This is a genomic window from Streptomyces sp. NPDC005648 (genome assembly GCF_040605395.1).
Taxonomy (GTDB): domain Bacteria; phylum Actinomycetota; class Actinomycetes; order Streptomycetales; family Streptomycetaceae; genus Streptomyces.
Window position 1 is genome coordinate 63,242 of sequence record NZ_JBEXCS010000043.1, and the last position, 11,933, is coordinate 75,174.

Below are 11,933 nucleotides of genomic sequence, written 5' to 3' on the forward strand. Positions count from 1 at the left end.
GACAGGACGGCGCCCGCCCGGGGCACAAAGGCAGGTGTCCCGGGTCGGGCGCCCTCCCCTTCGGACGGCACCACAAGAGAGGAGTCGGCGATGAGCACGTCGACGCGGAACCGGCCCCGGCCCCGGACACCGGCACAGGACCGTCCACACGGCAACCGCGGTGGCCGGCGCCGTAGCGTGCCGGTCTGGCCGATACCCGTCACCGCGCTGGTGGCCGCGGCCGCCATCACCGTGGCGGTCCTGCTGCCCGGCCTGCGGAACAGCCGGCCACCGGCCGCCGTGCCTCCTCCAGCCGTCACGGCCCTGGTCGCCACGGTCGACGGCCAGGACATCCCCGTACGAGAGTTCGCCCTCTACCTGGCTCAGGAGCGAGCGGCGACCTTCACCCACTTCCGGCAGAAGTTCGGAGCCGACGACGGCCCTGGCTTCTGGACCACCGAGCACGATGGCCAGACACCCGCCGCCTACCTCCGTGAGCGGGCCCTCGCCGACGTCACGAGGGTCACCGTCGAACTGGACCTGGCCCATCGCCAAGGTCTGCTGGCCGATTCCGGCTACGACGCCTTCCTGCGCAACTGGCGGACGGAGAACGCCCGCCGCCGACAGGCCGTCGCGACTCACCAGGTCATCTACGGCCCGGTGCAGTACACCGAGTCGAACTACTTCACCTATGTCCTGAGCAACCTCGCCGCCACCCTCCGGGACCGGCTCACGGACACCAGGGCCATCACCACGCCGGACAGCGCCCTCAGGTCCTACTTCACCGCCCACCGCGGCGACTTCCCCCACCAGTCCTTCGCCACAGCACACGAGGAGGTCCGCCAGGCGTATGTCCTGGACCGCTACCGGGCCTTGATCGCACGCCTCGCGGGATCGGCGCAAGTCCGCGTGCGCCACCAGGTGTTCGACGCCGTCCCGGTCGCCTGAGGTACCCGGCCGGTGCGCCGTGTGAGCACCGGAGCGCCGCCGGCCTCGCCGTGAGGCGAAGCGCGACGGCGCCGGTTCATGCATCAGAGCCGGTGGCCGAGGCGGCCGGATGCCGGCGTCAGGTCCTGGTCCACTGCTGGTTGCTGCCGCCGTTGCAGTACCAGACGTCGACCGACGTGCCGTTGCCGGTGCCTGCTCCGGACGCGTCCAGGCAGAGTGCCGGGTTCGCGACGCTGGTGACGGAGAGGTCCGCGTTCACGTTCCACTGCTGTGCCGCCGTGCCGGTGCAGTCGGTGATGATCACGGGGTCGCCCGCCGTGGCTCCGGTGCCTCCGACCGTCATGCACTTGTTGCCGTAGACCGTGAGTTGCTTGTTCGTGTCCAAGTTCCAGGACTGGTTGCCGCCTGCGTTGCAGTCCCAGAGGTCGAGCTGGGTGCCGTTGGCCGTGCTGAAACCGGGCACGTCGACGCAGCGGCCCGAGCCCACTCCGCGCAGGACGTCGCCGGGAGGCGCGGGCGGCAGGTCGTTGACCGGCGGGGTCGTGCCGAAGCCGTAACCCCAGCGCAGCAGCGCTACTCCGGTGGCGCTGTTGTCCACGAGGTTGCCGTTGGAGTCCAGCGACTCGATCGAGTAGGAGTCACCGAAGCGCAGGCCCGGCCAGTAGACCAGTCCCATTCCCTTGCTGCGGGCGGTGTTGGCCACGGACGCGAGGTAGGAGGTGTAGATGTTGCCGTCCCACGCGCCGTAGTTCAGGCCGATGGTCATCGGGGAGCCGGCCTCGTCGATGATGGTCCGCCCGGCGTACTTGCCGATCCGGGATTCGAGGTCGGCGGTCCAGTCGGACTGCTTGGTGTAGCTGTTCCAGAACCCGTAGAAGTGCAACGACAGCAGGGTTCCGCGCAGTTGGCGTGCCGCGCCGACGCCGGTGACGTTGTCGTTGTAACCGGTACCGCTGATCACGACACGGCCGCGCGGGACGTCCTTGTGCTGGGCCAGCCAGCCGCTGGTGACGGCCACCCACTGGTCCAGGGTGTAGCCGTGCGGCTCGTTCATGGGCTCGAAGTAGACCCGCGGGTTGTGCTTGTACTCCCGCACCACGGTGTTCCACATCGTCTTCCAGGCGGCCGTGTCGTCGACCAGGCCGTCCTTGCTGCTGTCGGCCTCCCAGTAGCTGACGATGACCTTGTCGCCGTAGGCCGTGGCGGCGTCGATCGTCGCCCGGTACGACTTCCACCAGGTGGTGCCCACGCTCGCCGGATTGATCGGCAGTCGCAGGGTGTTGGCGCCCAGGTTCTTCTTGAAGCCGCGGACCATCCTGTCCGTGGTGCGGTACACGGTGCGGTAGCTGTCGCTCACCGACAGGCCGCTCGGCACCACGGCGTCACTGGCGTAGTTGTCGCGCGGGTCGGCCCAGTTCACTCCTCGGAAGTCACTGGTACCGCCCTTCGGCGTGGGCTTCACCGACGCCTGCGAGGCGGCTGAGGTGTCAGCGGCCGGCTGGGCGAGGGCGGGAGTGGGGGCGCTCAGGAACATGAGTGCCGCACCGAGGCCGGCCACGAACACCGTGGCCAGTCTTCTGGACCTCGTCGAGGTCTTGGTCATGTCGTCTCCAGTGACAGGAAATCGCGGAGGGCGGAGTACGGGTTCGTCACCTGAGCCGAGGCACTGATGAACCTGATGAACCTGGGTTTGGTACAGACTTGGAACCGCCTGAACCGGACCATGTTTACGTAACCATGGCGGAGATTGACACAGCGCCGAGGCGACTGACAAGACCCGTGACGGGCCGAAGTACGGCGCAGCCTCCTTCAGCGACCCCGGAGCGGCGCCGAGGGCACGGCTGAGCCGCGACGGGCAGCTCTTCTGGAAGCGGTAACCGATGAGGGTCTTGGTCCTTGGCACAGTGCAGGTCTGGTCCGGCCGGCGGTGCGCCACCGGCCCCCTCGGCAGGTGACCGCACTCTCCTCGCCCTGGGCGAACCCGCGGAAAGCCCTTTGCGAGATCAATCAGGAAGCGCCTACGGTGCGATGACGTCGTAATTGGCGCCCGGCGAACGGCGCCTGGAGTACGGCGCTTGGAGCACGGGGTGGTCGTCGTGGGCGTGTTTGTCCGGATCAGAGGCTGGCTGGAGTGTGACGATCGGCAGCTCGTCCAAGTCAAGGAGATCGTCGCAGCGGACGATCCCGATCGGTCATACGGCGGAGGTTGGGCCTTTCCCGGGAGGCAGTACAACTTCACCAATTGGGTCTTCTTCGGGGCCGAGATGCGCGCGCAGTCCGCCGACTGGTTCCTGGAGCAACTACGCCGTGTGGCACGGGTCCCGGCTTCCGACGACGACAATGACCTGATCACCGGTCTGTTCCTCGTCAGCCACGAGTCCGACGGCATGAGCGAGTGGCAGGTTCGGGATGGCGTCGTGTCCATCGGAGCCCCGAGCGGGGCGTACCAGTTCCTCGACGAGTAAGGCCGGTGAGGAGCGTTATGACTTCTCAGGGTCGCCGCCCCGGCTGACGGACCGCCACCGCGCGGACCTTGTCCGGGCAGTGGCATGGCGGCGATTCAGGCGATGTACCTCCTCCGGTCGACGTCGCTTCTTCATGGCAGTTCCACCATGCGTGCTTCCGTCCAAGGCGCTACCAGTCTCGCCAGTAGACTCCGACGCCATGATGGCCGCCACTCCCGTACCGCCCGTGCCGGTCGCGCCGGCCGGTTTGACGCGCGGGGCCAAGACGTTCGTCGAGTCGGAAGGCATCCGTGTGGCCCGGCAGGACATCGAGCGTCACCGCGACGCCTGGATCGAGCACGGTGTCCCGGTCGCGGAGATCGATCGCGCAGTGGCCTTCGAGGACCGTTGGGGCGGTCTCGCGCTGCCTCCCGCGCCGTTCTACGAGGGCGGCCCCCGCATCCTGGGCGCGGATGTTCCGGAGGGCTCGGCCGCCGAGGGCTGGTGGATCCCGGCCGGGGACTGCCGATACTCCATGGCCTACGGATTCATGATCGGCCCAGGCGGCGAGTTCGGGATTCACGGCTACCACTGGGCACCCTTGCATGCCAGCACCGAGGGCTGGGTGGAGTCGCTGGCTCTGGCCCACCACGCGAGACGCAGGGCCAAAACCATCACGAGGATCACCAGGAGGGCCGTCGAGACCCTGGACCTCGAAGGGTACGAGCCGGTACCTGAAGTGCAGGGCCTGAAGGACACCTGGTGGCGGGGCAGGGACTCGCTCATCGCCCTGTACCGGGGCGAGGCAGTCGGCATGGACGCTCCGGGATGCCTGGAAGCCCATGTGTACAGTGGCCTTGGCAGCTGGGGTCTCCACGGCTGTTGACCGCCGGGCGAGTTCTTCGGCTGCGCGTACCTGTCTTCCAGGTCGGCGGACAGCCGTGATCTCCCAGGCGCGCTCGGTGGCGGCCGCCCACGCCGCATTCGCAGAGCTCCTCGACGAGCATCGTTCCGATGCCCCGGCCGCCTCCGGTGACGGCGCATGCGGCACCGGAGTCCGCGAGCCGTCGCCACGTCGACACACGCAACAACTCTGCCGCACAGGCGAGTCGTCCGGCCTGCGGTGGGGCACCGAGCTCGCCCGCAGGGGCGATACGTCAGCGCACGCCTGCCGCATCCAGCAAGGCAGTCAGCGTGGGTACAACGAGGCCGGCCAGTGTGTCGGCACCGATCCCGGCACGAGCACTGCCACCGTCGAAAACGAGGATGAGTTGCCGGGCCAGCAGATCCGGATCACTCGCCCCACCCCGCTCGGCCTCCGCACGGAAAAAGTCCGTCAGATCGTTCTTGACCCGCTGCGCCACCCGGCTTCCGGGATGGTTCCGATCCTTGAGTTCGATCTGCACGGCCAGGTACCGGCACCCCAGGAACTCGGGCTTGGCCGCCTGCAACTCCCCTCTTTCGAAGACGTGCAGGATGCGCTCGCGGGGCGATCGACCATCGTCCGGCTCGGGCAGAAGCCTCGCCACGAACGCGGAGGCGCCGTACTCCAAACTCGCCGCCAACAGTTCGTCCTTGTTGCCGAACAGCTCGTACATCGACCGCTTCGACACCCCCGCCGCCTTGCACAACGCATCGACCCCGATGCCGGCACCCTCGCGGTAGGTGAGCGTGGCCGCCGCCTCCAGCAGTCGCTCCCTGGAACTGGACTTCACGTCGGTGGTCATACCGCGAGGGTAACTTGATTCCGACTACATTGAAACCGATCGGTTTACAGTGTCGGATCCATCACCCTCTCATCGGGAGCAGCGCCGAGACAGACCGTCGCCCAAACCGGAGCCGGAGCCGTCGGCCTGACGACATCTACGGCGGGCGCAGGTACGCCCAGCTCCTGCGCCGGTGCACAAGGCCCCGGCTCCGTGAGCCGCAGAGCCCGCGATGCACATACATTTGCTGCCGGTGATGCTGCGTCGGCGCCTGGGCTCGTCTCCCCGCTGTTGCACGGACGCCACCACCGTCGCGAACCCGCCCTCCACGACGGCCGACCCGGAAGGGTGCGCCTGCGGTGCGGGCTGGATCAGGGTGCACATCGCTCGCGCAGAGCTGGGGCTTACGGTGCACGTGCGATGCCGTAGGCCCCCAGGAACGTCTAAGGCACCGGTATCGCCGTTAGGGTCTTACCGGCGGCGATCGTGTTCTCCTCGCCAATGAAGACTGGAGCTAATAAGCTATGCCTATGTCTGAACTCGCGAGCGAACGCTACACCGACCGCATCGCCACCGGACCGCTCGTCCTCGTCCAGGACGTCTTGAACACTCGCGCCGCCGGCAAGCCCGCGCTCACGGACCTACTGTCGACGCCCGAGGCCGCGACTTCGTGGCTTTCCAGCGCGCTGGACGAATGGAGTCGGCGCACCGGGACGGAGGCGCCTGCGATCGAAGTCGACGAAGCGGGGTTGGTCCGGCTCCAGCAGCTACGCGCGTCGCTGCAGATGACGGTGTCGGGTGCGGTGCGCGACGCCGCGGCCCGCTCGGCGCCGAAGGGGGTGAGCGGCGCGATCGAGGTCCGGATCGACGCCGAGGGCGCCTTCTCGCTGGCGCCGCGCGGCAAGGACGTCGGGTGGGTCGTCGCGGCCGTGCTCAACGAGATCACGAACGCCCAACTGACGGGGACGTGGCGTCGTTTGAAGATGTGCCGTAACCGGGTCTGCTCGGTTGCGTTCTATGACGGCACGAACCCCAACAACGGCGTCTGGCATGACGTGCGCATCTGCGGCAACGCCGTGAACCTGCGGGCCTCACGGCAGCGTCGGGCGGCCGCGCGCGCGTAGTTCTGCGCGGGCCGCCCGAGAGGCACCCCGTCTCCTCAGCCCTTTGCCGCCCGGCAGGAGCCCCACAGCGCACCGGGATTGATGCGCGACGGGTGGCGCTGGAGCATGTACTCGTAGAGTTCGAGGGTGCTGCCGGTGCGGCGCACTCCGCTGTTGAAATCAAGGATGTAGCGGCGGGTCTCCTCGATGTGACGCGGATCGTCATCGGCGGCCGGATCCTTGTGGCCCGCGACGATCGCGGTCGGCTCCATGGCCTCGACGGTGTCAAGGGCCCTCAGCCATTCATCCCGCCCGGCCGCATCCGATGCAGCGAGCATGAGGTGCACGTTGTTGTAGATCACGTCGCCCGCGACGACCAGCCCCAGATCGGGCACGTGCAGGCAGGTGGTGTTGTCGCTGTCGGTGTGCCCCAGGCGGACCGGGCGGATCTCCGCCCCACCCACCGTCAGGACCTCCCCCTCCAGCGGTTCGGCGAGTACGAGTCGCTCAGGGATCTGCTCGGGGAACCATGCGCGCCAGACCGCCTTGAGGACTTCGGGCGACGACTGGTGGGCCATGTCCTCGACGACCTCGGGCAGCGCGAAGGCACGCGCGCCGGGGTACTGCTCCAGTACGGCTCCCAGGCCGAACCAGTGGTCACCGTGGCCGTGGGTGACGTACACGCTCGTCAGCGGAGCGTCTCGCTCGCGGAGCCACCGCAGCAGGCCCTCCGACTGCGCGATCGTGAAGAGCGGATCGACCAGCAGTGCCTCCTCCTCGTTCGAGATGAGGATGCTCGACGTCGGTGACCAGGCGCGCTCCTTGAGATCGGGTGGCACGTCGGAGTTGGTGGTCGGCATGCCGTCCGCGATGTGTACGGCGTAGGTCAAGGCGTTCGACGTCATCGATGGACTCCTCGGATTCTCGGGTGGTCGCCGGCGCCCTGGCCGGAACGCGGACAAAGCCAGAAGTCCCAGCCCTCTTCGCGTCGATCGCAGAGCGATGACATTGACATAAGCATAGACCCCATGCTTACGTCATACTGCTCGCGTCGGCCGAGAATCCAGAGAGCCACCGGCTCCGGTTCGTCGCCGCAAGAGAGCGATCGTCAAAGGAGACACGAGATGAACAGCCCAGCGACGACGGCGCCGACCGCGGTGCTCGTCCACGGATACCTGGACGACGGCGCCATCTGGAACGGCGTCCGCACCGCCCTCGACGAGCAGTCGATCCCCTCGATCGCCTTCGAGCTCGCCGGCATGGGTGCGCGCGCCTCCGAGCACGGGCCGTTCACACTCGTCCGCTGGGCCGACGACCTCGAGAGCGTGCTGCGCGCGACGGAGGGCCCCGTCGTGCTCGTCGGACACAGCATGGGAGGCCAGATCGCCGAGCTCGTCGCCGCTCGCCTGCCCGAGCAGGTGCGTGCGCTCGTCCTGGTCAACCCGATCCCGCTGGCCGGCACTCACCTGCCCCCGGAGCGGATCGCCCCGTTCCAGGCACCGGATCTCGGACTCGACGCGCAGCGCGCCTTCCGCAGCGCGCTCGCCACCGCGTTCCCGGCCGAGGAGAACGACCGCCTCGCCCAAGTGACGCTGCATGTCGCCCCGGCGACGATCTCCGACACGGCGACGGCATGGAACAACGGCCACCCCGACGGACAGCAGCCCAGCAAGTACGACGGGAGCGTCACCATCCTGCGCGGCGAGAAAGACCCCTTCGTCACAGAGGAAGTCGTCTCCGCGTATGTCGAGCCCCGCTTCCCCGGCGCCCCCTCGCAGACGATCGCCGACGCAGGTCACTGGGCGCACGCCGAGAACCCGGCCGCCGTCGCCGCCGTCATCACCACGGTCGTCGAGGAGATCGCCTCCAACCCCGCCGACGGCCGCCCGGCCAAGGCCTGGACGGCCGCGTTCGAGCAGCGCACCGAGGACGCCTTCGCGGCGGCGCTCTCGCCGAACGTGCGGATGGAGGCGAGCGCGCTCGCCAAGCCGCTGGAGCGCAAGGAGCAGGTCGAGGCCCTCATGGCGGCGGTGAGCTCCCTGTACGAACGGCTCGAGTTCGTCCGGAAGGTGCAGGACGGCACGCGGACGTATCTGGAGTGGGAGGCCGCCGCGTTCGGCGGCTTCGAGATGAAGGGGATCACGATCCTCACGCGTGATGACGAAGGGCTCATCACGGAGATCGCCATCCACCACCGCCCCCTCGGCGCCGTGGTGCAGATCAACGCGAAGGCCGGGGCGGCCCTGACCGCGGCCGGCCTCGTCCCCGCCGAGTACTTCGACTTCCCGGAAGGCGAATGACCATGACAGAACGCATCGACGTCGAGTTCACCGCGGACGGGGATGTGACGCTGCGCGGCTGGCTCTACCTGCCGGACGCCGAGGGTCCGCGCCCGGCCATCACGATGGCGCACGGGTACGGCGGCAACCGCGAGATGGGCCTCGACCCGTACGCCCGCACATTCGCCGACGCCGGGTTCGTGGTGCTCATCCATGATCACCGCACGTTCGGTGCGAGCGACGGTGAGCCCCGCAACGACGTCGACCCGTGGCGTCAGGTCGCGGACTGGCGCCGCGCCATCAGCTTCCTGGAGGCCCGGCCCGAGGTCGACGCGGACCGCATCGGGGTATGGGGTACGAGCTTCGCCGGCGGTCATGCGATCGTGCTCGGGGCCACCGAGGTGCGGATCAAGTGTGTGGTGTCGCAGGTGCCCACCATCAGCGGTTTCGAGCAGTGGCAGCGCAAGGTTCCGCCGGAGCGCATCGCCGCCTTCGAGCTCGCCCACGTCGAGGACGAACGCGCCCAGGCCGCCGGCAAGGAACCGCGCTACCAGACCTCCATCGGTGACGACCCTGCCGACCCGGCGCTGTTCGCCGGCCCGGACGCGCTGCGGTTCTACCGTGACCTGGTTCCGCCGGGCCGCGAGAACAACACGGTGACGATGCGCTCCAACCGGGCCTCGCGGCTGTACGAGCCGGGCGGCTGGATCACCCGGGTCTCGCCGAAGCCGCTCATGATGATCGTCGAGACCGGCGAGACGGTGGTACCGGCCGACATCCAGATCGCCGCCTTCGAGCGCGCGTTGTCCCCGAAGGAGCTGGTGCTGCTGCCCGGCGGCCACTTCGACGCCTACAAGGTGCACTTCGAGGAATCCAGCGGCGCCGCACTGTCATGGTTCCGCACCCACCTCGACCCCGACGCGGCCTTGACCGGCGCGTGAGGCGCCGGAGGCGGTTCCGGCTACTGCTGGAACCGCCTACCAGGCGTGTGACCGCGCCTCGCTGCGACAGCGGCTCAGCTGTGCAGGGACGCGGCGGGGCGCACGACGTACTGGCGCAGATACAGGTCGCGGTAGGTGACGGGGCCGCGGGGGCCGGGGACGCGGTCGATGTTGATGCCGGTTTCCGGCAGGCGCAGGAGCTTGAAGCCGTCGAGGAGGCGTGTGGTGGAGTTCCAGAAGACGCCTGAGCCGCCGTAGGCGTCCATGAACTGGCCTGCGGTGTCCGGGTCGTGTGTCGCGATGGCGGCGGCCAGCCCGGAGGTCTCCTCGTTGGCGATCCGTGCGGCTTCGGCCGGGCCGTCCGCCTCGTCGATCGTCACCGTCGCCGCGTGCTCGGAGTCCAGGGACCACTCGTAACCGCGCGCGTGGGCGTGCGGCGGCAGCGAGGCGGCGATGCCCAGGTCTTCGAGGATCCGCAGAATGCCCGGTAGCAGCTTTTCGTGGACGGCCCGGTCGATGAGCAGGAGATTGAGCCGGTTGCAGACACCCAGCCGGTCCAGGCTGTTGGTGACCAGCTCGTGCACCAGCTTCTCGTCGGCGTCCCGGGCCACGTACAGCACTCCCCCGCCGTCCGCGTGGGCCAGCGTGCGCACACCGTGGCGGGCGGCCTCGCGGCCGAGTTCCCGGGTGCTGTCGCCGCTGCCGCGCAGGATGACCAGGGGGACGGTCTCGGGCAGCGACACCAGTGCGTACGCCGCCGCGCGGTCCTCGCTCGGTACCAGCTGGATGGCGTCCGGGTTCAGTCCCGCGTCGGTGAGAGCGGGCGTGACGACGTGCGTGATCAAGGCCTGGGAGGAGCGCAGGGCCGCCGAACCGGTGCGCAGTACGCCGCCGTTGCGGGACTTGAGGAACTGGGAGGCGACGTCGAGTGTCACATTCGGACGCGCCTCGAAGTTCGCGCCGATGACGCCGACCGGGCGGCGGCGCTCCAGCAGGACCAGGCCGTCGGGACGCTCCTCCAGGACCCTGTCCCTCGGCTCGTGCGGCACGTCCGCCAGCGTGCGCAACGCCGCCGCCATGTCGTCGAGCCGCGGGCCGGTCAGCCGCAGGCGATCCTGCAGGGCCGCCGACATCCCGCTCGAGACGGCTGACCGCAGGTCGTCCTGGTTCGCCGCCGTCAGCACGTCGCGTGCCGTGTGCAGCCGCTCCGCCATGGCACGCAGCGCGGTGTCGATCTCCGCGTCCGAGGCCCGGGCCAAGGCTGCCGAGCCCTGCGTCGCCCGAACGGCGCAGGCGTGAACCGCCTCCTGGACGGAGCGGGGCACGCTCGTCTCGTTCCTGCTCATATCGGTCCCTTCACGGTCCCAGCGCAATACGCGACACATAGCCTACGGGAGGATCGTTGAACGATCCTCCCGTATGATCACTGTAAACCGCTCGGTTTCTTCATCGCAAGGGCGGAAGTGGTTGGGGCGCGTCGTCAAAAGGTGACCATCGGCTTGAGCGTGACCCCGTTCTCGCTGTCCTCGCGATCGCCTGCGTGGCGCCGACGCTCTCGGTGAACTCGAGGCGACTGTCGACGATGTCGACGGCGCTCACGGTCGTGGCGCCTACGGCCACCGCCGCGAGCAGGCCGGAGAGGCCGACCGCGCCCGTGCCGAAGAGGACGAACTCGGGCCGGGGTTCGGCTTGAGCACGTTGAGCACGGCATCCGCGCCGGTCTGAACGCCGCAGCCGGCGAAGCTGAGCACGCACGATCGCGTCGGTGTGACAGACACCGGTGGCGACCAGACGCACCTGCACCTCATCGGGGCGGGGTTACGACGAGCCGTGCAAGGGGGGTGGGCACCGCGTCCGCGTGGGCTGGTGCTCGTATGACGATCGGCCGGCGTCGCCTGGCGTCAGCCCGAGGTCGCGCCGCCGAAGCAGAAGTCGAGGCCCTGCGAGGTCACCGGCGCGGTACGCCGGGAAGCGCGATGGATGCTGTCCGGTGCCGGCCGGAGGGAGTACAGGGGCCATAGTCCGTGCGATTTGACTTCCTCCCCGAGCTGAAAGCAGGGGGATTCCTAGCTCAGGCTGCCTCCGGGAGCGGCGCTCCCAGTGGACTTCTGCCATCGGCACTAGCCGGGTGGAGACCAGCCCGGACGAGCATCACGCGAGCGGAGTTCTTGTCCCTGGGGGACACGGCTCCGCACACGGTGCACGTGTAGGTTCGTTCGGAGAGGGGAAGTGCGTGCTTGGTTCTCGCTCCGCACTCGGAACAGTCCATGGTGGTGTGGGCCGGGTGCACGAGGTGCACGATGCGGCCGTGCTTGCGGGCCATCTCGGTCAGCGCGGTCCTGGTCGCGCCGATCGCGGCGTCGGCGGCCTTGCGGGCCATCGTCGACTTCGCGAGGAACTTCGGCTTGAAGTCCTCGACGGCGAGCTGGTCGAAGTCGCGCACGAGGGTCTTGGCCCACTTGCGGGCGGTGTCCTGGCGCTGCCGGGCGACCTTCTTGTGGACCTTGGCCGCCGCGCGGGATGCCGTCCGGTA

The 11,933-nt window shown here is 68.8% G+C and carries 11 protein-coding genes; 6 read left to right on the plus strand and 5 right to left on the minus strand.

The window, feature by feature from the left end; all coding sequences use genetic code 11:
* Positions 1 to 90 precede the first annotated feature (90 nt).
* Entirely contained in the window at positions 91 to 927 is an 837-nt protein-coding gene (locus tag ABZT17_RS24205) for a hypothetical protein (protein ID WP_356351664.1), read from the plus strand.
* Positions 928 to 1,045: 118 nt separating this feature from the next.
* Here the strand turns inward: ABZT17_RS24205 and ABZT17_RS24210 are convergent, their stop codons facing one another.
* Positions 1,046 to 2,530, minus strand: a complete 1,485-nt coding sequence (locus tag ABZT17_RS24210; RefSeq protein WP_356351665.1) for a ricin-type beta-trefoil lectin domain protein — start codon at positions 2,528 to 2,530, stop codon at positions 1,046 to 1,048.
* A 484-nt stretch (positions 2,531 to 3,014) separates the two neighbouring features.
* Here ABZT17_RS24210 and ABZT17_RS24215 point away from each other — a divergent pair, with 484 nt between their 5' ends.
* Entirely contained in the window at positions 3,015 to 3,392 is a 378-nt protein-coding gene (locus ABZT17_RS24215; protein WP_356351666.1) for a hypothetical protein, read from the plus strand.
* A 202-nt stretch (positions 3,393 to 3,594) separates the two neighbouring features.
* Positions 3,595 to 4,257: a hypothetical protein gene (locus ABZT17_RS24220; RefSeq protein WP_356351675.1), complete on the plus strand. Its 663-nt coding sequence runs from the start codon at positions 3,595 to 3,597 to the stop codon at positions 4,255 to 4,257.
* Between the two features lie 271 nt (positions 4,258 to 4,528).
* Here the strand turns inward: ABZT17_RS24220 and ABZT17_RS24225 are convergent, their stop codons facing one another.
* The gene (locus ABZT17_RS24225; RefSeq protein WP_356351667.1) at positions 4,529 to 5,098 is read right to left on the minus strand and encodes a TetR/AcrR family transcriptional regulator; all 570 of its coding nucleotides are present in this window, start codon (positions 5,096 to 5,098) and stop codon (positions 4,529 to 4,531) included.
* A gap of 509 nt (positions 5,099 to 5,607) precedes the next feature.
* On the opposite strand from ABZT17_RS24225, the gene ABZT17_RS24230 reads away from it, so the two are divergent.
* Positions 5,608 to 6,201 carry a CGNR zinc finger domain-containing protein gene (locus ABZT17_RS24230; protein ID WP_356351668.1) on the plus strand — a complete coding sequence of 198 codons (594 nt, stop codon included), beginning with the start codon at positions 5,608 to 5,610 and terminating at the stop codon, positions 6,199 to 6,201.
* Between the two features lie 35 nt (positions 6,202 to 6,236).
* Here the strand turns inward: ABZT17_RS24230 and ABZT17_RS24235 are convergent, their stop codons facing one another.
* Positions 6,237 to 7,085: an MBL fold metallo-hydrolase gene (locus tag ABZT17_RS24235; RefSeq protein ID WP_356351669.1), complete on the minus strand. Its 849-nt coding sequence runs from the start codon at positions 7,083 to 7,085 to the stop codon at positions 6,237 to 6,239.
* A 219-nt stretch (positions 7,086 to 7,304) separates the two neighbouring features.
* On the opposite strand from ABZT17_RS24235, the gene ABZT17_RS24240 reads away from it, so the two are divergent.
* Positions 7,305 to 8,480, plus strand: coding sequence for an alpha/beta fold hydrolase (locus tag ABZT17_RS24240; RefSeq protein WP_356351670.1), 1,176 nt, complete (start codon positions 7,305 to 7,307; stop codon positions 8,478 to 8,480).
* Positions 8,481 to 8,482: 2 nt separating this feature from the next.
* A complete protein-coding gene (locus ABZT17_RS24245; protein WP_356351671.1) occupies positions 8,483 to 9,400 on the plus strand; it encodes an alpha/beta hydrolase in 918 nt (305 codons plus the stop codon).
* Between the two features lie 74 nt (positions 9,401 to 9,474).
* Here ABZT17_RS24245 and ABZT17_RS24250 read toward each other — a convergent pair whose 3' ends face one another.
* Both ABZT17_RS24250 and ABZT17_RS24255 read right to left on the minus strand, forming a co-directional pair.
* The gene (locus ABZT17_RS24250; protein WP_356351672.1) at positions 9,475 to 10,746 is read right to left on the minus strand and encodes an aldehyde dehydrogenase family protein; all 1,272 of its coding nucleotides are present in this window, start codon (positions 10,744 to 10,746) and stop codon (positions 9,475 to 9,477) included.
* A gap of 725 nt (positions 10,747 to 11,471) precedes the next feature.
* On the minus strand, positions 11,472 to 11,933 hold a 462-nt coding region (locus tag ABZT17_RS24255), incomplete at its 5' end, for a transposase (protein ID WP_356351673.1).